Origin of the sequence: Luteimonas notoginsengisoli (genome assembly GCF_042648885.1) — a bacterium.
In the GTDB taxonomy this organism is placed as follows: Bacteria; Pseudomonadota; Gammaproteobacteria; order Xanthomonadales; family Xanthomonadaceae; genus Luteimonas; species Luteimonas notoginsengisoli.
The window spans coordinates 520904-538726 of sequence record NZ_JBHRYF010000008.1; the positions used below are offsets into that span (position 1 = coordinate 520904).

A 17823-nucleotide genomic window follows, 5' to 3' on the forward strand; every position below is an offset into this window, starting at 1 on the left:
TCGCTGGACCAAGCGCGTCGCTGAGGCCGCTCCTACGTGGCGCGGTGTGCTGATCGCGATTGCAGTGCCGATTCCAGGATGTCGTAGCCGGCGTCCGCCATGCCCAGCGCGGCGTAGGTCCGGCGCGCCGCATCGTTGCCACGCTCGACGTACAGGCGTAGCCCGACCACGCCGGGCGCTGCGCCCGCGAGCGCTTCCACATGCCGGTACAGCGCCGCGAACACGCCGCGCCGGCGGTGCTGCGGCACCACGTACACGCTCTGGATCCACCACCAGTCACCGTTGCGCCAGTCGCTCCACTCCGTGGTGAGCATCAGCGTGCCCGCGCGCGCGTCTTCGCCATCGCAGGCGATGAAGTAGCGCGCCTTCGCCGCATCGGCCAGGCCCGAGGCGATGCCGGCACGCACGGTGTCGGGATCGAGGCGCTTGTGTTCGGTTTCCAGCGCCATCGCGATGGCGCAGTCGGCGAGCCAGTCGCGATCGGCAGCCACGGCTGCGCGGATGGAATACATGGTCACCTCGTGTGCCCCCGATCGTGTAGGAGCGGCTTCAGCCGCGAGTTTTGGTCGGGGCACCACCGCGAAGCCAGCCACAGCGTCGTGTTGGAACCAGGTTGCCGCGAGGCGACGGCTACGCCATGGCGTCCCCAGCGCCAGTGTCGTAGTTGCTTGCGTGGTCGCACCGGACTACGCCGCGAGCGTCGTAGCTCGCGGCGCAAACCGCTCTGCTCCGGCGCCCGGGCGCAGCCGCAGTGCGGCCGATCACATCTTCGGCGTGATGATCCCGCAGGCCACGCGCGCGCCGGCGTTCCCCGATGGCTGCGAACGGTAGTCATCCGGCGCGGCATGCACGATCACTGCGCGTCCGGCGATGTCGTTGGCCGCGCCGCCGCCGAGGGTAACGCCGGTCAGGTGGATGTTGATCTTCGCCAGGCCCTGCGCATTGGCGACGATATTGTCCATGTCCCCGGCGTGATGGACCGCCGTGCCGGCGCGGCCGTGCGCGCTGCCGGCGGGATTGAAGTGTCCACCCGCGCTGCTGGCATCGGCGGCGCTGCAGTCGCCCTTCTCGTGCACGTGGATGGCGTGCGTCTGGCCGGCGCCGAGGCCGCCGATCTCGCCGGTGATGTGCACGCCATCGCCCATCGGCACCAGCGACAGCTTGCCGCTGACCAGGCTCCCCGACGCGGACGCCAGGTTGACGGCTGCCGACTTGGCCGCGCTGGTGCCCGGGGAGGCGGGCGTCGGCGACGACATCGTCGGCGCCGTCTTTTCACCGGTGGTCGAACAGGCGGCGAGGGCGCAGGCAGCGGCGACGACGAGCAGGTGGTGGCGAGGGCGCATGGACATGATGGTTTCCTTGCTGAAGGTCTCACGCACGCTAGCGCGCGCGGGGTTCACGGCGGATGAAAGCACGATCGACGAAAGCGCACTGGATGAAAGCCACGGCGGGCGCATGCATGGCGGATGAAAGCGCGTCGGCGCAACGCCCTACTCGCGCCGCTGCCCGGCACCGAGCTTGCGGGTGAGCGTGTTGCGGCCCAGCCCGAGGCGTTGCGCGGCTTCGGCGCGGCGGCCGCCGGTATGCGCGAGCGCGGCTTCGAGCAGCGCGCGGTCGAAACGCGCGAGCGCTTCGGCGTGGATGCCGGTGTCGCCGTCGGCGAGCCGTGCGCCAGCCCAGGCCGCGAGCGCATCGTCCCACTCGCGCACCGGTGCGCGTCGAGAAGAAGCGAGCATGCCGTCGAGGTCGGCGGGCGTGATCGTGTCGCCGGGCGCCAGCGCGGCCAGGCGCCAGCACAGGTTCTCCAGTTCGCGCACGTTGCCCGGCCAGTCATGGCCGAGCAGGCGCTGGAGCGCGGCCTTGCCGAAGCGCTTGGGCGGCGCGGCGAATTTTTCCGCCGCCGCCCGCAGGAACCGCTCGGCCAGCTTCGGCACGTCCTCGCGCCGCTCGCGCAGCGGCGGCAGGTGCAGCCGCACCACGTCGAGCCGATGCAGCAGGTCGGCGCGGAAGCGTCCGTCGGCGACCAGTGCTTCGAGGTCCTGGTGGGTCGCGGCCACCACGCGCACGTCGACGCGGATCAACGCGCGGCCACCGACGCGGAAGAACTCGCCCTCGGCCAGCACCCGCAGCAGCCGGGTCTGCAGCGGCTGCGGCATGTCGCCGATCTCGTCGAGGAACAGGGTGCCGCCATCGGCCTGTTCGAAGCGGCCGACATGGCGCTTGCTGGCGCCGGTGAACGCGCCGGCCTCGTGGCCGAACAGTTCGCTCTCCAGCAGCTCGGCCGGGATCGCCGCGGTGTTGAGGGCGACGAACGGCGCGCGCGCGCGCGGCGACTCGCGGTGCAGCGCGCGGGCCACCAGCTCCTTGCCGGTGCCGGTCTCGCCGGTCACCAGCACCGAGAGCGGCGCTTGCGCAAGCCGGCCGATGGCGCGGAACAGCTGGCGCATCGCCGGCGTGTCGCCGACCAGCCCATCGCTGGCGGATTGCCCTGCCAGCGCGGGCGCTGGGGCCTCCTCGCCACCACCGCCATGCTGCGCCAGCACGCGCTCGGCCAGCGCGACCGCATCGTCGAGGTCAAACGGCTTGGAGAGAAAGTCGTGCGCGCCGCCGCGGAACGCGCCCGCGGTGCTGGCGACGTCGGTGTAGGCCGACATCACCACCACCGGCAACTGCGGATGCGAGTGCTTGAGCCGGTCCAGCAGCACCAGGCCGTCGTCGCCGGGCATGCGCACGTCGGTGAACAGCAGTCGCGGCGGCGGCCGTGTTGCCAGCGCGTCAAGCACCGCACGCGCGGAATCGAAGCCGACCACGTCGAAGCCCGCCTCGCGCAGCGCGGTCGCGAGCACGAAGCGCACGCTGCGGTCGTCGTCGACGACCCAGATGGTGGAGGGTTCAGCTGCCATGGAGGATCGGCCTGTTGCCGTTGTCTTTTCTGTTGTTGCTCGCCGTTCGCGAACCAGCGGAAGCCCGGTACCGCTGGCCTGTCGCGTTGCAGCGACGATCCAGCGCAAGAAGCCAAGTCTCTGGATGACCAGACGTACGTCTGTTGACAGCCCCGCCTGAGCGGGAATGAGGAAGGGCCGTGGCAAGCACGGCGATCGTCGTCGCGCCCGTCATCCCCCCTCCTCCACCAGCATCGGCAGCAACATCGTGAACACCGTGTGCCCCGGTCGCGAGCGGTAGGCCAGCGAGCCGCGGTGCTCGCGCGCCACCTGCTGGGCCAGCGCCAGCCCCAGCCCGCTGCCTTCGGCGCGCCCGGAGACCAGCGGCAGGAAGACCTGCTCGGTCAGCGCCTCGGGCACGCCGCGGCCGTCGTCGACGATCTCCAGCCGCAGCGCCAGGGGATGCAGCTCGTCGGCAATGCGCAATGCGTGCTCGGCCCGCGTGCGCAGGGTGACGTTGGCGGCGCCTGCCTCGATCGCGTTGCGGACCAGATTCCAGGTCGCCTGCACCAGGCGGTCCGGGTCGCCGGTAAGGTCCGGCAGGCTCGGGTCGTAGTCGCGGACCAGCTTCACCGCCCAGCCGGCATCGGATTCGGCCAGGCGCAGCACGCGTTCGAGCACGGCGTGGATGTTCAGCGGCGCATGCGGCCGCGGCGGCGCCGGCGACAGCAGTCGGTCGAGCAGTTGGGTCAGTCGCTCGACTTCCGATTCGATCAGGCCCGTGAGCTCAAGCGAGGCGGCATCATCGGCGCGCCGCGCCAGCAGCTGCGCCGCGCCCTTGAGCCCCGCCAGCGGATTGCGCAGCTCATGCGCCAGGCCCTTGAGCGCCGCCGACAGCGCCGAAGGCAGCGCGGCCACCGGATCCTCGCCGGGAAACTCGTCCACCGGGTGCGCCTCCAGCAGCCAGCCGCCGGATTCGGGCGCGCCGAGCCAGGCATCGGCGAACTGCGGCGCCATGCCGGGGAACGCCAGCGGCAGCCGGCGCAGCCGGATCGGGTCCTGCGACGCGCCGCCGTCCAGCGCGCGGGCCAGCGCGTCGCCTTCGAATTCGAGCGCGGCCAGCGGCAACCCCGGCAAGCGCCGCGCTCCGACCCCGAGCCAGCGGGCGAAGGCGAGGTTGACCGATGCCACGACGCCATCCGCCCCGACCCGCGCCAGCGGCGTGCTCAACAGGTCGTAGGCGTCCTCTGCAGTCATTGCACCAATATAGTGCAAGGGCGTGCCCCGCGGTCTGCGCCAGCCGTATTCCGGAGCGTCTAGATCAAAAGAGTCGCCGCCGCCGATTCGCCAAACCGCGTGTATCGCGATCGCAACCCCGGCCTAACACTCCGGCGGGCAAGCTCGGACACTGAAGCAACAGCCCACAGAACGCTGTCACTCTCTCCAGACTGCCCCGCCCCGGGGCTTTTTTTTGCCTCAGCGCGGGCGTCCTGCAATTGCAGGCTTGCCGGGACGTCAGGTTCCGTCTTCTGTTCTGGACCGCCGAGATGCCGCAGGCCAAGGACACCCGACGGGTGATCGCCGGGCCGCAACGCACGGCTTCACGGGTCGGTAGAAGAATTGCCTGCGTGCCGTCGCGGCCGGCAGCGGGCTACCGCGTCAGCGCGTACAGGATGCGTGCGTCCTGCGCATCGAGCACGTCGTTCTCGTCGCCGCGGAAACGGCGATGGAAGGCGCGCACGATGGCGGCGTGACCGGCGCTGTCGTCCTGCTCCAGCGGATACCCGAGCATTCGCAGCGCCTGCCAGGGATCGAACCCAGGCGGCGGTTCGGCCAGCGGCTCCCCGGGCCACAGGCCGAAGCCGGCGTCGGCCAGCTGCTTCCACGGAAAGCGGAACCCGGGGTCGCGCTTGCGCGTCGGCGCGAAGTCGGCGTGGGCGACGATCGCGGTGCGCGGGATGCCATGGCGTTCGCACAGGTCGCCCAGCAGGCGCACCAAGCTGTCGATCTGCGCCGGCGAGAAGGGCTCCTCGCCGTTGTTGTCGAGCTCGATGCCGATCGAGGCGGAATTGACGTCGGTGATCGTGCCCCAGCGGCCGGGGCCGGCGTGCCAAGCGCGGTCCTGGTCGGCGACCAGCTGGTAGATGTCGCCGTCGTCGCCGACCAGGTAATGCGAACTCACCGGGCCGCCGCTGTTTTTCGTGCGCAGGGTGTCGAGGCTCTGCTGCACCGATTCCTGCTCGGTGGCGTGGATCACGATCAGCACCGGCTGCCGTGGGCCGAAGTTCGGCGACGGCACCCATTGCGCCATCGGGTTGCGCGGCGGTGCGTGGCTGCAGGCGGCGAGCAGCAGCGAGACAACGAGCAGGAAGGAGATGCGCATCGCCCTATTGCAGCCGCAATCGGTGACCGGCGCAACCCTGCCGCGCGGGCCGGGTCGTCAATCCAGCCGGAGCTGCCAGTAGCCGACGTCGATCCAGCGTCCGAACTTGTGGCCGACTTCGCGCAGGTGCGCGCTCTGGGTGAATCCCAGCGCCTCGTGCAGCGCGACACTGGCGGGGTTGGGCAGGGCGGCACCGCCGATGACCATATGCAGGCCGCGAGCGCGGAGCTGCTCGAGCAGGCATTGGTAGAGGCGGCGGCCAATCCCGCGGCCGGTCATTTGTGGGGCAAGGTAGATCGAGGACTCCACGCTGTGGCGATACGCGGCGCGTGCGCGCCAGCGGGTTGCGTAGGCGTAGCCGAGGATGTCGCCGGCGGCGTCCTGGGCGACAAGCCAGGGCAGGCCGTCTTCCTGCACCGCCGCGATCCGCCCGCGCATGTCGTCACCGGCAACCGCGTCGACTTCGAACGTCACGATCGTCGACGCGACGTAGTCGTTGTAGATGGCCGCGAGCTGCGCGCCATCGCCGGGGTGGGCGTCGCGGATGTCGAAGGAGCCTGTCATCGTCGTGCGCCGTTGTCGAATGCGGTTTGCGGCCGTTTGCTGCCCGTGCGCGGTGGACAACGAGGGGCTCGCACGCTGCGACCCCGCCCTCGCGGAGGGCGGAGCGCAGCGGGCGGCTTTTGCGGCCCTAGATCGCGTAGTACATCTGGTACTCGAGCGGATGCGTCGCCGCGCGGAACGCGGTGACTTCCTTCATCTTCAGGCCGATGTAGGCGTCGATGAAGTCGTCGGTCATGACGCCGCCGGCCTTGAGGAACTCGCGATCGCCGTCGAGCGCCTCCAGGGCCTGGTCGAGCGAATGGCAGACGGTCGGGATGCCCTTCTCCTCTTCCGGCGGCAGGTCGTACAGGTCCTTGTCGCTGGGGCCGCCCGGGTCGATCTGGTTCTTGATGCCGTCGAGGCCGGCCATCATCAGCGCGGTGAAGATCAGGTAGCCGGAGTTCATCGGGTCGGGGAAGCGGACCTCGATCCGGCGCGCCTTGGGATTGGCGACATACGGAATGCGGCAGGACGCGGAGCGGTTCGAGGCCGAGTACGCCAGCATCACCGGCGCCTCGAAACCCGGCACCAGGCGCTTGTACGAGTTGGTGGTCGAGTTGGCGAAGGCATTGATCGCGCGCGCGTGCTTGAAGATGCCGCCGATGTACCACAGCGCCATCTGCGACAGGCCGCCGTAGCCGTCGCCCGAGAACAGGTTGACGCCGCCCTTGGCCAGCGACTGGTGCACGTGCATGCCGCTGCCGTTGTCGCCCACGATCGGCTTGGGCATGAAGGTCGCGGTCTTGCCGTTGCGATGGGCGACGTTCTTGATGACGTACTTGGTGGTCTGCAGTTCGTCGGCTTTCTTCACCAGCGAATTGAACTTGGTGCCGATCTCGCACTGGCCGGCATTGGCGACTTCATGGTGGTGCACCTCGACCTCGATGCCGACCGCTTCGAGGGTCTTGCACATCTCGGCGCGGATGTCGTGCAGCGAATCGAGCGGCGCGACCGGGAAATAGCCGCCCTTGACGCCGGGACGGTAGCCGGTGTTGCCGCCGGCGTATTCGCGCGACGAGTTCCAGTGCGCTTCTTCCGAGTCGATGTGGAAGAAGGTGTGGCCCATCTCGTTGGCGTAGCGCACCGAATCGAAGATGAAGAATTCGGGCTCCGGGCCGAAGAATGCCTGCTCGGCGATGCCGCTGGACTTGAGGAACGCCTCGGCGCGACGGGCGATGCCGCGCGGATCGCGGTTGTAGGCCTGCATCGTGGTCGGATCGAGCACGTCGCAGGTCAACACCAGGGTCGGATCGACGGTGAACGGATCGAGGAACGCAGTGTCGGGGTCGGGCAGCAGCACCATGTCGGACTGGTGGATGCCGCGCCAGCCGCCGATCGAGGAGCCGTCGAACATCTTGCCGTCCTCGAACAGGCCCGGCTCGATGATCGATTTCGGGAACGTGACGTGGTGCTGTACGCCGCGCATGTCGGAGAAGCGCAGGTCGACGAATTCGACCTTGTGGTCGGCGATGAGTTTTTCGACGGTTTCGAGGGACATGGCATTCGGCCGGTTGAGAGGATGGTGCTGCTTGTCGCAAGCGACGTGCCAAGTCCATTGAGATGCAAGTTATTGATTTTGCTGGGATGTCTTGACACAAGAACAGTACTTCGCACCAATCGGGTGCAGTACTTGGACGTGGCGCTTCAAGTTGGTGCGGATTGGTTGCCCACGGCAGCAAAGCTGGCCGGACAGCAGAGCGATGGCCAACGCGACACCGGTCGCCGGCTTGCGGTCGACAGCCCGAGGGCGCGACCTGCCGCGGCCGGAGCGCGATCGGGTTCCCGTATCCTGTGCCGCCCTTCCCCAACATCGGTCTGTCGTGAACGATCTGCTCGCCGCCCTGCTGCTGGGCATCATCGAAGGCATCACCGAATTCCTGCCGATTTCCAGCACCGGCCACCTGCTGATCGCGGAGCGCTGGCTGGGGCACCGCAGCGACCTGTTCAACATCGGCATCCAGGCCGGCGCCATCCTCGCCGTCGCGCTGATCTACCGGCAGCGGCTGTGGCAGCTGCTGGTGGGCCTGCGCGAACCGGACAACCGCGACTACGCCTTCAAGCTCGGCGCCGCGTTCGGCGTGACCTGCGTGCTCGGGGTGATCGTCAAGAAGCTGGGCTTCGAGCTGCCCGACCGGATCGAGCCGATCGCCTGGGCGCTGATCTTGGGCGGCGCGTGGATGGTGGCGGCCGAGCATTTCGCGGCGAAGCGGGCGCAGGCGCTGGGCGAACGCAGCGCGATCAGCTGGACGGTGGCGATCCTGGTCGGCATCGCGCAGGTGGTGGCCGGCGTGTTCCCCGGTACCTCGCGCTCGGCGGCCACGATCTTCGTCGCCCTGCTGTTCGGCACCACCAGCCGGGTGGCGGCCACCGAGTTCGCGTTCCTGGTCGGCATCCCGACGATGTTCGCGGCGACCGCCTACGAACTGGTCGACGTCGTGCGCAGCGGCGAGGCCATGCACGAGGACTGGACCGCGCTTGCCATCGCCTTCGTGGCTTCGGCGGTCACCGCCTTCATCGCGGTGAAGTGGCTGCTGCGCTACATCCAGTCACACCGCTTCACCGCGTTCGCGGTCTACCGAGTGGCGCTGGGCGCGGCGCTGTTGCTGCTGGTGCCGGCGGCCACCGCCGGCTGAGCTGAGGCTTCGGCGCGGGTCGAATCACGCCACTGCGTGTCGGCCAGCTCCATCCACCCCGCGACTGCCACGCCGCAGCGCCCGGCCGCCGATCAACCGGCGCCGGGATGCAGCGAATAGGTGCCGTGCACCGAGGCCTCGGCCAGCACGTGGCCGTGCATGGCGCGGAACACGTCGCCCGCGGCAAACCGCTCCGGCAACGCCAGCGTGTCCACGTCGAGCGCGAACAGGCGGAAGAAATAGCGATGCACTCGGAGGTCGTTCGGCGGCGGATACGGGCCGTCGTAGCCGAGATAGTCGCCGCGCATGTCGTCGCTGTTCGCGAACCAGCCGGTGTAGTCGTTGAGTCCCTGGCGCGCGCCCGCCGGGCCCCGGGGCGCGCGCTTGCCGCCCTTGTCGACGCCGTCGCTGCAGCTGCCCGCCGCGAGTTCGCGCACGTTCGCCGGAATGTCCGCCATCACCCAGTGCACGAACTCCCCGCGCGGATGCGCGACCGGGATCTCCACGTCGTCGCGGCCGGCCAGCGAGGGATCGGTCGGGGCGTCGGCGTCGATGCACAGCAGCGCAAACGAGCGGGTCGCGGGCGGCGCGTGCTCCCAGGCGAGCTGCGGATTGCGGTTGCCGCCGAACCCTCCGGACGCGCCGAGCGCGAACTCCTCCGCGATCGGTTTGCCGGGCTCGAAACTGCTGCTGTGGATCCGCATGGGGTGCGTTTGCATGACGATGTCCTCCTCCAGCATCCAACAAGACTTTGATTGAACGCTTCGATCAGGCCTCGGGATAGCCCAGGCGCTGCGCCACCGGCGCCAGCAGGGCGAACGGTTCGGCCAGCGCGCCGGCGAACTCGCGCCAGTGGCCGGCGGCGAAATGCGGCGGCCCGAACAGCCCCGCCGGCGGCGTGGCGATGTGGGCGCGCAGCGCGGCGCCCAGCGCAGCGGCGACCGCGCCGCCGTCGGCGTGGATCTCGTCCATCTTCACCAGCGCGTAGAGCACCGGCGAACGCTCGTGCAGGACCGCGACATGCTCGAGATGGCGCGCCAGCCAGCGGCCCATCTGCAGCGGCGACTCGACCCGCAGCTGCAGCCTGGCGCCGAACGCCAGCCAGTCCAGCAGCATGTCGCGCGGATCGCGCAGCGCGATCACGACGTTGGCCTGCGGCACCTCGCTGCGCAGCATCGGCAGCAGCGCGTTGTCCCACCACAGCAGCCAGTCGATCACCTCGCCGTTTGGCACGCCGCGCGCGGGCAGGTGGTCGCGCCAGTCTCGCGCCACGGTGGCGGCGTCCAGCTCACCGTCGGACAGCCGCGAGGCGACGCGGAAATTCTGCAGCAGGTCCTCCGGAGCCCGCCCGGCCTCGAATCGGTCGCTGCGGAACGCCGGCACCGTGCCTGCCAGCACCGCGGCCAGGCGCTCGACGCCCGAACCCGGCGCGCCGGCCAGGAACGCCACCGCGGGCGCATCCGCGGCCGGCATGGCCATCGGCGGCAGCGCGGGATCGGGCGCCGTGGGTTCGGGCAGCGGCAAGCTGCGCGGCGCGGCGTCGGCATGCAGGCCGGCCCACGTCGCAACCGCGGCTTCGAAGCGGCCAGCGCGCTGCTGCGCGTGGCCCATCCAGCTGCGCAGCTCGCGGCGCACGTCTTCGTCCTGCGCCTGTGCCAGCAGCGACTCGATATGGGCGAAGCCGGCGTCCGGATCGCGTGCGACCAGCCGGTCGGCGATGCGCATCTGCGCCAGCCGGTGGCCCGGAGCGAGCACCACGATGCGGTGCGCGATCGCCTCGGCGGCCTCGGTCTCGCGGCGCATGCCCAGCAGCGCCATGTTCGCCTCCAGCGCGGGCAGCGACTCGGGCATCTGCGCCAGCCAACGCTGGGCCAGGTCCAGCGCGGCCGGATCGGCCGCGTCCTCCACGGCCAGCCGCGCCTGCCACAGCATCGCGGCCTGCGGCGAGGTCGCCAACGCGGCGTCGAACACGCTGCGCGCCATGTCGCGATCGCCATTGCGGCGCAGCGCCTCGTACAGCGCCTCGAGCGTGCGCGCATCGTCCGGCTGCGTGGCCAGCGCGCGGCGCAACCACGGCAGCGCGCGCTCGTGGCGGCCGGCGGCCAGCTCCAGCTCGCCCGCGAAGCGGTGCAGGCCCGGGGTGACGTCATCGCGGTCGAGCAGCGGCGCCAGCTCGTCGGCGGCCTCGCCCGGCCGGCCCTGGCGGCGCAGCAGTTCGGCCAGCAGCGGGCGCAGCCCGCGCGTCGTCGGCATCGTTTCCAGCGTGCTGCGGAAGGCCTGTTCGGCGAATGCCAGATGGCCTTTGCCCAGGTAGGCGAAGCCCAGGGCGTAGCGGATCTGCGCGTCTTCCGGCGCCGCCTTCGACGCCTGCGACAGCAGCACCAGCGCCGCGTCGGCGTCGCCGCGCTCCAGCGCGATGCTGCCGTGGAGCAGCTGCGTCCAGGGATGGCGCGGCGACACGCGCTCGGCCAGCCGCGCCTGCCGTTCGGCTTCGTCCAGGTCGCCGCGCATCAGCGCCAGCTGCGCCTGCATGACATAGGCGCCGAACTGGTTGGGGTCGAGCTGCACGGTCTGTGACAGCGCCGCCTGCGCGGCATCCAGCCGGCTGCCGTGCAGCAGGTAGCCGGCACGGTGGAAATGCAGGTCGGCGTCGTCCGGGGCCAGCGCGATGGCGCGGTCGATGCTGGCCAGGGCGGCATCGCCGTCGCCACTCGCGCGCAGCGCCATCGCCAGCGCGCGGTGCGCCTGCGGGTCTTCGGGGTGGTCGGCGATCGCGGCGCGGGCGAGCGACAGCGCGTCTTCGTTCGCCCCGCGCCGGAGCGCGTCGAGGATATCTGCTTGCATGGGGAAATGGTCGGCGGGCGGCGCCCGGAATCCGGCCATTCTAGCGGCCACCCGCGACGGGGCTTCAGTCGGCAGGCAGGGCCGCCGCGAGGCGCTCGGCCACCCAGCGCTCGGCGAAGCCGTCCAGATGCACGTTCTCGAGGAAACCGCAGTGCCCGCCCCACTGCGCGATTTCCAGCCGCGCCCGCGCGGGCAGCACCAGGGCGTGGAAATCCTCGATCGGGATCACCGGATCGTCGGCCGCCATCAGGATGTCGGTCGGCACCGCCAGCGGCGCCAGCCGGTCGCCGGCGATCGAATAGCCGTCGAAATAGTTGTCCAAAGTGCCGAAGTCGGTGTGCCGCTGCACCAGCCATTGCGTCAGCTCGCGCATGTGCAGCTTCAGCGTCGCGTCGTCGAAGTCGTGGCGCTCGGGGAACAGCCGGCGCTTGCGCTGCAGCGAAGCGCGCCACTTCTTCTCGAAGTAGCGCATGTACATCGGCGTGCCGCGTTCCATCTGCAACATCGTGCGCGCCGGATCCAGCACCGGGCACACCGCGGCCACGCGCGCCAGGTCCAGCCCCGCGGACGACGCCCGCAGCGCCAGGCGCAGCACGAAGTTGCCCCCCAGCGAATGCCCGGCCGCGACCATCGGCCGCGCGGTTCCATCCGCGGGCAGGAAGCGGCGCGCGATGTCGCAGGCCGCGTGCACCACCTCGTCGATGCGGTTGGAATGGAACAGCGCCTCGTTGAGGTGGTGGGTGTCGCCGTGGTCGCGGAAGTTGAGCCGGAACACCTCGAACCCGCGCAGCAGCAGTTGCACCGCAGTCATGCGCATGTAACTCGATTCGGTGCTGCCTTCCCAGCCGTGCAGCAGCAGCGCGAGCCCGCGCGGACGCATCCCGGGCAGCGTGGTGTGCAGGCCGTGCAGGCGCACGCCGTCGCCGCCATCGATCATGTGCCCGCTGCTGACCGCGCCGATCCGCGCCAGACCGCGCGCGCCGCGCATGCGCCGCAGCGGGCTGCCGGCCAGGATCGACTGCACGTGGCGGTTGCGCAGCCACGCTGGCGGTCGGTAGCCGGAGGCGGCGATCCGGGACTCCGCCCTTGGCGCCCCCGCTTCCATCGCGGGCGCCTGGGCGATGGGCTCCAGGGGCTCCGGCATCGCGGTTATTCCCGGCGCCCGGGCTCGGCCGATGGACCCGCCTGGCCCGTCGCGCCGCCCTGCATCGCGGCGACGATGCGCGCACGCGCGAGCTCGGCGATGCGGCGGCGCCCCTCGGCGTCGCCGGGCACGATCGGCGGCAGGAACACCACTTCGACCACCCGCGGCGGCTCGCCGATCAGGCGCAGGAAGTTGCCGAGGAAGCTTTCCTTCGGCTGGAACGCCACGATCGTCTGCGCACTGCCGTCGGCGCCGTAGCGCAGCGCCACCGGCTGCACCGGCGCACCGGCCTCGACCGCCGCCAGGAAGATGCGCGCATGGAACGGGCCGACCTCGCGGCCGTCGCGGGTGCGCCCTTCCGGGAACACGCCGACCGAGTGCCCCGAGCGCAGCCGCGCCAGCATCACCTGCAGCACGCCGCCGAGCGATTCGGTGCTGCCGCGCTGGTGGAAGATCGTCTCGCCGCGCGACGCCAGCCAGCCCACCAGCGGCCAGCTCGCGATCTCGCGCTTGGCGACGAAGCCCATCATCCGCTGGCTGTGCAGGGTGACGATGTCGACCCAGCTGACATGGTTGGCAACGAACAGCGTGGCCGCCGGCACCGGCGTGCCGATGCGGACGAGGCGAAAGCCGAACGCGCGCAGCAATCCGGACGACCAGGCACGGACCATCCGATGGTCCAGGCGCGCGCCGCCAAATTCGCGGGCTCCCCACGGCGGCATCATCAACAGCAGCGTGACCGGCAGGTCGACCAGGATGTGCCACACCAGGAACGGCACCCGGTACAGGTAGCGCCACGCGCGCACGACGGTGCCGTCCGACGCCGGCGCGCCGGGCTGGACGGGGGAAGGCTGCAAAGTCATGCGCGCACGATACCGGATGCCCGCCGGGCGAGGAATCGAAAGCTGCGACCGCAGGCCCGCAGCTCCGCAGGCAGGGTCGGCGAAGCGCGAGACGGCCATCGCCGCGATGGAACGATGTGCCGCCGTGCGGGGCAACGCGGCCATGGCCATTCCCTCGACTTCGCTGACACCGACAAGGCCGCCGATGTCCGCCAGCTATGCGCGCCGCGGCACCACCGCCAGGGTCAGGCGCGACACGCAGGCCAGGCGGCCGCGGTCGTCCTCGATGCGGATTTCCCAGACCTGGGTGCTGCGCCCCACGTGCAGCGGCCGCGCGGTGCCGGTGACGAAACCTTCGCGCACGCCGGCCAGGTGGTTGGCGTTGATCTCGATGCCCACGCACATCGCGTCATCGGCCACGCACAGGTTGCCGGCGCTGCTGCCCAGCGTCTCGGCCAGCAGCACCGAAGCGCCGCCGTGCAACAGGCCATAAGGCTGGTGGGTACGCGCGTCGACCGGCATCGTGCCGCGCACGAAGTCCTCGCCGATCTCGGTGAAAACGATGCCCAGCGCCTCCATCGCGGTGTTGCGCGAGGAGGCATTGAGTGCGTCGAGGCTGGCGGCCTTGCGGAAGATCACGCCGGAACGGCCGGCGCGCAACGGCAGCGGCTCACTTGAAGGTGAACATCCCCGGACGCCAGGCGCGCGTGTAGCTGCGCTTGGCACCGTAGCCGCTGCTGCTGCCGTAGCCGATGCCGACATCGCGTTCGCGTCGTGCGTGCATCCGGTCGACCAGCTCCTCGCGGCGGCTGTCCAGCCATTGCGCCTGGCCCACGGTGGACGGCTCGATGCCGCGCTTCTTCGCCTCGTGGGCGCGGAATTCGCAGAAATCGTCGTAGGCGTCGAGCTCGTGGCGCAGTTCGCGCACGCACAGCTCGATCATGATCGCGTCGTCGAGGAAGCCCAGGACTTCGACGTTGTCGGGGATCACGTCCTTCGGATCGACGAAATAGACCAGCGCCGACATCACGCGCTGGCGGTCTTCGTCCTGCATGTTCCAGCCCTTGTCGCGGACCATGGCGATCATGTCGTCGAGCTGCAGCAGGCGCTCGCGGACGAAGTCCGGAACGTGCACCTTCTGCGCATCGGCCAGCAGCGAGCCGGCTGCCGCCACGACCTCCTCGGGCGTCTTGCCTTCCGCGGCCTTGCGCGAGGCCTCCATCGCCTTGTTGAAATGCTCGAGGTCGCGATCGCTGAGATCGATGGTCAATGAGATCGACATGACGGGTCCGGAAGGGGGCGGCGGGAAAGACTGCGAAGACTAGGGCGCCGCACGCGCACGCGTCAACAGAACTTGAAGCAGCGGCAGTGCTGCAGCCTGGCTCAGCCGCAACGGAAGAGCGCGTTGCCCCAGTCGCTCGCATAGCGCTTGCCGCTGGCGTAGCCACTGCTGCTGCCGTAGCCGACGCCGAAGTCGCGCTTCGGGTACTTGTTGCGGTACGCGGCGGCGACGACCACGGTGGTGGCCGGCGCGGCAACCTGCGAACGCGGGAAGGTCTTGGCGGCATGGGAAGTCTGGATGGTCATGGTGGATCTCCTGGGGGATGTGATTTGGTGTGTTGGTAGACTACAACACCGAGACGAGTCCGCCATGGGCCGGAAGTCACCCCTCGTCAGCGGGTCGAGGCCCGGATGGGCTGCAGTGCTTGTCCGGTTTGGATGCGGCGGCTGCGCTGGGCGGTTGGCATGACCAATGCCACGGTCCACGGAGGCTGACCTGCGATCACCCCAGCTCCGCTCCTCATCCCCGGGCCGGTCTGGCTTTGCGCCCACGCCTGGGGGCGCGTCATGGCATCAGGGGTGGGATTGGCGCCAGCCAAGGCTGCCGGCCGGACACGGCGTGATGGCCATCGCGGCCGCACCCGATACGCATTGGATAGACTCGCCACAGGCCATGCGAAGGAACGCAATCGATGAGTTCGTGCCGCAACGCAGACGCGCACCGACTTACGGTGACGCTGCTCCTGGTTTCTTCCGCCGTGTTCCTGTCCGGCTGCGCCCACTCCAATCTGCTCCCCTCCCCAGTGCCGGCACAGGAGGCCGCCGCCATGACCGCACCTGTTGCACCAAGCGACAACCCGACGCTTACCGCCGAGGAGGTCGGCAAACGGTTCCTGAAGCTGATCGAGGGGTTGGAATCGCGGAGTGATCTGAGTCTGGACCGAATCAGGAAAGTCACCGGCATCGCGCTTTTCCGCGTCGAAGGCGGCCAGCGCTACGCCCATAGCGAAGCCTTGGGCGGCGGCTGGTATTACTCCCTTTGGCACGTCCCTGCATCACCTTCTCTCAAGCAAGGCGTGGCACTGGACTTTGGAAAGGCGGGGGAGAGTTTCGCCGACATGTCTGCTGTTTGCGCCTTGGACTTCGACCACTACCACGCTGCGCTCAAAGCGATGGGTTACCGCGACATGCCAATCCACGGCGAGATCGGCCAGTTGCAGAGCTGGCGCTACTACAAGAACGACATCACGCTCTCGATCATTCCGCAGAACGTGATCGCCGGCGAGTCCGGCCGGCTTTGCGTGAAATCCATCGGTACATTGAACTGATCCTGATCCAGGGAAGGAGCCCGGGATGGCCAAGCCCAATCCGCAACTCGAAGCCGCGCTTGCGCAGTTCGCGGCCCAACCGGGTACGACACCCGACCAGGAGGCCCAGCTTCGCGCCGCGCTGACCGCCGACGCCGATCGGCTCGCGCGACTCAACCAGGATGCCGCGCTCGGCCGGGTCACCGGCTACGCACTCGAAGCCGCCGGCAATGCCACCGCGATCGGCCGTTACGACAAACCGACCGGCCTCGTCTTCCTGCCGGTCGCCAGTTTTCAAGCCGGCGGCAACGCCCCCAGCGACGACCTGCGGTCGGTGATCGGGCTGCAGTCGATGTCGGTCGACTTCGCCCACCAGAGCTATCGCGACCTGGCCAATCGATCCCACGTCGTCAGCACCGACATGCTGGACAACCTGCAGTCCACCCTCAACGGCTCACCGGTACTCGCCGGGCAGGCGAAGGCCGCGGTCAGGCAGGGGCACCTGGAGCGGTTCGCCATCCTAGACCCGGCGATGTCCGCTGGCGCGACCTACGATGGCAGGGACACGGCCAAGGCGATGAACCTGCCGGCGCACGTGCTGCAGACCGGTTCCGCCGGCAGTCCGCAGGGCCGATACGACGCGCGGGACCTGACGTTCGTGATGGGGCACGAGCTCCAGCATGGCGTCAACCACCAGGCCAAAGCCGAGGCGACCCGGGCCTTCCTCGCGAACATCCAGCAGCAGGCCGGCGTCCGGAGTCCTGTGCACGACTACACGGACGAGCTGGATGCCTATATCCAAGCCGGACGCGAGGACGAAGCCAAGGCTGAGATTGCGGGCTGGAATGCACTGCTGAGTAGGGAAAGACAGGGAAATCCAGGCATCAATGGATTGGACCTCATGTTCAACACGAATAACGACAGGATCCGGGATTTCGTGACTTTTGATCCGGTGACGAATCGTGCCTTGCCAAACCCCGGCCTCACCTTCAACCCCGACGGCACGCTGTCACAGACGCCGGCCAACGTCGCCGCAATGGGCCGGCACTACTTCGATCGCCCGTCGCCCAACTACACGCAGCCCGGCCAGCGATCGGTCGGCATCGGCGAGCATCGGGACCTGGCCGGCAATCCCCGGCCGACCGCGGATTACACCAACTACTACGGCGCCTGGGCCTGGGAGCGGATCCTCGCTGCCGAGGACCGCGCTGGCGTGCGCCACCGGGGCGGCGCGCCGCGGATCGCCGCCGACATGGCGGGCCTTGGCCTGAAGGAAGACCTGATCGAAATGGAAGGGTTGGACCTGGGCCGCAACCGGGCGCGCCGGCCCTACTACGACAGCTCGACCACGCCAGCGAGCCTGCACCACTTCGACCACACCCAGGATGGCAGCGTCCATCCGACCCACGACCACCAGCATGTGCCGGTCGCTCCGGCATCCGCGCGTCGCGGCCCCGATGACGCGGGACACCCCGACCACGCCATGCTGGAGCAGATCCGCACTGGCGTGCGCGACATCGACGCCCGCCTGGGCAAGCCCCACGACGCGATGAGCGAACGGATCAGCCGCAGCCTGCTGGCCGCCTGCAAGGGGCATCGCCAGGCGCCGCCTGCTGCCGGCACTGCAACGACGGCCGAGGTATTGGTCCGCGTCGACCACGTGGTGCTGGGCACGACGGGCAACATCTTCGCGGTCCAGGGGCGCCTGGACGATCCCGCGCACAAGCGCGTAGCGGTGCGGGTGGAGGACGCGATCCGGACCCCGGTTGAGCAGTCGGACGAACGCCTGCAGTCGGCCAGCCGCGCCGCCGAACAGGCGCAGTCGGAAGCACGATCACCGGTGCACGACCTCGACGGCGCAGTCCGCGCCAGCCACCCGATTTCGATGTAGGGCGAGCCGCAAG

The 17823-nt window shown here is 69.7% G+C and carries 18 protein-coding genes; 4 read left to right on the forward strand and 14 right to left on the reverse strand.

Features of this window, described 5'->3' with window-relative positions:
- Window positions 1-32: 32 nt before the first annotated feature.
- Window positions 33-512: a GNAT family N-acetyltransferase gene (locus ACFOM9_RS10155; RefSeq protein ID WP_386709850.1), complete on the reverse strand. Its 480-nt coding sequence runs from the start codon at window positions 510-512 to the stop codon at window positions 33-35.
- 249 nt (window positions 513-761) lie between these two features.
- The gene (locus ACFOM9_RS10160; RefSeq protein ID WP_386711008.1) at window positions 762-1343 is read right to left on the reverse strand and encodes a superoxide dismutase family protein; all 582 of its coding nucleotides are present in this window, start codon (window positions 1341-1343) and stop codon (window positions 762-764) included.
- On the opposite strand from ACFOM9_RS10160, the gene ACFOM9_RS10165 reads away from it, so the two are divergent.
- Window positions 1342-1470, forward strand: coding sequence for a hypothetical protein (locus ACFOM9_RS10165; protein WP_386709853.1), 129 nt, complete (start codon window positions 1342-1344; stop codon window positions 1468-1470). The genes ACFOM9_RS10160 and ACFOM9_RS10165 overlap by 2 nt on opposite strands.
- 20 nt (window positions 1471-1490) lie before the next feature.
- On the opposite strand, the gene ntrC is transcribed toward ACFOM9_RS10165, so the two are convergent.
- From ntrC to glnA, 5 genes are all read right to left on the reverse strand, one after another.
- Window positions 1491-2903 (reverse strand): nitrogen regulation protein NR(I), encoded by a 1413-nt coding sequence (ntrC, locus tag ACFOM9_RS10170; protein WP_386709856.1) that lies wholly within the window; start codon window positions 2901-2903, stop codon window positions 1491-1493.
- A 210-nt stretch (window positions 2904-3113) separates the two neighbouring features.
- A complete protein-coding gene (locus ACFOM9_RS10175) occupies window positions 3114-4139 on the reverse strand; it encodes a two-component system sensor histidine kinase NtrB (protein ID WP_386709859.1) in 1026 nt (341 codons plus the stop codon).
- A 394-nt stretch (window positions 4140-4533) separates the two neighbouring features.
- The gene (locus tag ACFOM9_RS10180) at window positions 4534-5265 is read right to left on the reverse strand and encodes an N-acetylmuramoyl-L-alanine amidase (RefSeq protein WP_386709862.1); all 732 of its coding nucleotides are present in this window, start codon (window positions 5263-5265) and stop codon (window positions 4534-4536) included.
- Between the two features lie 57 nt (window positions 5266-5322).
- Window positions 5323-5829 (reverse strand): arsinothricin resistance N-acetyltransferase ArsN1 family B, encoded by a 507-nt coding sequence (locus ACFOM9_RS10185; protein ID WP_386709865.1) that lies wholly within the window; start codon window positions 5827-5829, stop codon window positions 5323-5325.
- Window positions 5830-5956: 127 nt separating this feature from the next.
- Window positions 5957-7366: a type I glutamate--ammonia ligase gene (gene glnA, locus ACFOM9_RS10190; protein ID WP_386709868.1), complete on the reverse strand. Its 1410-nt coding sequence runs from the start codon at window positions 7364-7366 to the stop codon at window positions 5957-5959.
- A gap of 322 nt (window positions 7367-7688) precedes the next feature.
- Between glnA and ACFOM9_RS10195 the strand changes: the two genes are divergently transcribed.
- Window positions 7689-8501: an undecaprenyl-diphosphate phosphatase gene (locus ACFOM9_RS10195; protein WP_386709871.1), complete on the forward strand. Its 813-nt coding sequence runs from the start codon at window positions 7689-7691 to the stop codon at window positions 8499-8501.
- 92 nt (window positions 8502-8593) lie between these two features.
- On the opposite strand, the gene ACFOM9_RS10200 is transcribed toward ACFOM9_RS10195, so the two are convergent.
- The 7 genes from ACFOM9_RS10200 to ACFOM9_RS10230 all read right to left on the reverse strand — a co-directional run bounded on the left by ACFOM9_RS10200 (window position 8594) and on the right by ACFOM9_RS10230 (window position 14918).
- On the reverse strand, window positions 8594-9205 hold the full coding sequence (locus tag ACFOM9_RS10200) for a YbhB/YbcL family Raf kinase inhibitor-like protein (protein WP_386711011.1): 612 nt from the start codon (window positions 9203-9205) through the stop codon (window positions 8594-8596).
- A 64-nt stretch (window positions 9206-9269) separates the two neighbouring features.
- A complete protein-coding gene (locus tag ACFOM9_RS10205; RefSeq protein ID WP_386709874.1) occupies window positions 9270-11345 on the reverse strand; it encodes a tetratricopeptide repeat protein in 2076 nt (691 codons plus the stop codon).
- 64 nt (window positions 11346-11409) lie between these two features.
- Entirely contained in the window at window positions 11410-12417 is a 1008-nt protein-coding gene (locus ACFOM9_RS10210) for a YheT family hydrolase (protein ID WP_386711014.1), read from the reverse strand.
- Window positions 12418-12494: 77 nt separating this feature from the next.
- On the reverse strand, window positions 12495-13406 hold the full coding sequence (locus tag ACFOM9_RS10215; protein ID WP_386711017.1) for a lysophospholipid acyltransferase family protein: 912 nt from the start codon (window positions 13404-13406) through the stop codon (window positions 12495-12497).
- Between the two features lie 141 nt (window positions 13407-13547).
- On the reverse strand, window positions 13548-13910 hold the full coding sequence (locus ACFOM9_RS10220; protein WP_386711019.1) for a hotdog fold thioesterase: 363 nt from the start codon (window positions 13908-13910) through the stop codon (window positions 13548-13550).
- 91 nt (window positions 13911-14001) lie between these two features.
- On the reverse strand, window positions 14002-14613 hold the full coding sequence (locus ACFOM9_RS10225; protein WP_386709877.1) for a YkvA family protein: 612 nt from the start codon (window positions 14611-14613) through the stop codon (window positions 14002-14004).
- Window positions 14614-14714: 101 nt separating this feature from the next.
- Window positions 14715-14918 (reverse strand): hypothetical protein, encoded by a 204-nt coding sequence (locus tag ACFOM9_RS10230; RefSeq protein WP_386709880.1) that lies wholly within the window; start codon window positions 14916-14918, stop codon window positions 14715-14717.
- 386 nt (window positions 14919-15304) lie between these two features.
- Here ACFOM9_RS10230 and ACFOM9_RS10235 point away from each other — a divergent pair, with 386 nt between their 5' ends.
- Both ACFOM9_RS10235 and ACFOM9_RS10240 read left to right on the forward strand, forming a co-directional pair.
- Window positions 15305-15940, forward strand: a complete 636-nt coding sequence (locus tag ACFOM9_RS10235) for a hypothetical protein (RefSeq protein ID WP_386709883.1) — start codon at window positions 15305-15307, stop codon at window positions 15938-15940.
- Between the two features lie 25 nt (window positions 15941-15965).
- On the forward strand, window positions 15966-17810 hold the full coding sequence (locus ACFOM9_RS10240) for an XVIPCD domain-containing protein (protein ID WP_386709886.1): 1845 nt from the start codon (window positions 15966-15968) through the stop codon (window positions 17808-17810).
- Window positions 17811-17823 lie beyond the last annotated feature (13 nt).

Excerpts from the sequence above, each read along its gene's own strand:
- ACFOM9_RS10155 (WP_386709850.1), bottom strand. The coding sequence starts at position 512 with ATGTATTCCATCCGCGCAGCCGTGGCTGCCGATCGCGACTGGCTCGCC.
- ACFOM9_RS10165 (WP_386709853.1), top strand. The coding sequence starts at position 1,342 with ATGGACATGATGGTTTCCTTGCTGAAGGTCTCACGCACGCTAGCGCGC.
- ACFOM9_RS10160 (WP_386711008.1), bottom strand. The coding sequence starts at position 1,343 with ATGCGCCCTCGCCACCACCTGCTCGTCGTCGCCGCTGCCTGCGCCCTC.
- ntrC (WP_386709856.1), bottom strand. The coding sequence starts at position 2,903 with ATGGCAGCTGAACCCTCCACCATCTGGGTCGTCGACGACGACCGCAGC.
- ACFOM9_RS10175 (WP_386709859.1), bottom strand. The coding sequence starts at position 4,139 with ATGACTGCAGAGGACGCCTACGACCTGTTGAGCACGCCGCTGGCGCGG.
- ACFOM9_RS10180 (WP_386709862.1), bottom strand. The coding sequence starts at position 5,265 with ATGCGCATCTCCTTCCTGCTCGTTGTCTCGCTGCTGCTCGCCGCCTGC.
- ACFOM9_RS10185 (WP_386709865.1), bottom strand. The coding sequence starts at position 5,829 with ATGACAGGCTCCTTCGACATCCGCGACGCCCACCCCGGCGATGGCGCG.
- glnA (WP_386709868.1), bottom strand. The coding sequence starts at position 7,366 with ATGTCCCTCGAAACCGTCGAAAAACTCATCGCCGACCACAAGGTCGAA.
- ACFOM9_RS10200 (WP_386711011.1), bottom strand. The coding sequence starts at position 9,205 with ATGCGGATCCACAGCAGCAGTTTCGAGCCCGGCAAACCGATCGCGGAG.
- ACFOM9_RS10205 (WP_386709874.1), bottom strand. The coding sequence starts at position 11,345 with ATGCAAGCAGATATCCTCGACGCGCTCCGGCGCGGGGCGAACGAAGAC.
- ACFOM9_RS10220 (WP_386711019.1), bottom strand. The coding sequence starts at position 13,910 with ATGGAGGCGCTGGGCATCGTTTTCACCGAGATCGGCGAGGACTTCGTG.
- ACFOM9_RS10225 (WP_386709877.1), bottom strand. The coding sequence starts at position 14,613 with ATGTCGATCTCATTGACCATCGATCTCAGCGATCGCGACCTCGAGCAT.
- ACFOM9_RS10230 (WP_386709880.1), bottom strand. The coding sequence starts at position 14,918 with ATGACCATCCAGACTTCCCATGCCGCCAAGACCTTCCCGCGTTCGCAG.
- ACFOM9_RS10235 (WP_386709883.1), top strand. The coding sequence starts at position 15,305 with ATGAGTTCGTGCCGCAACGCAGACGCGCACCGACTTACGGTGACGCTG.
- ACFOM9_RS10240 (WP_386709886.1), top strand. The coding sequence starts at position 15,966 with ATGGCCAAGCCCAATCCGCAACTCGAAGCCGCGCTTGCGCAGTTCGCG.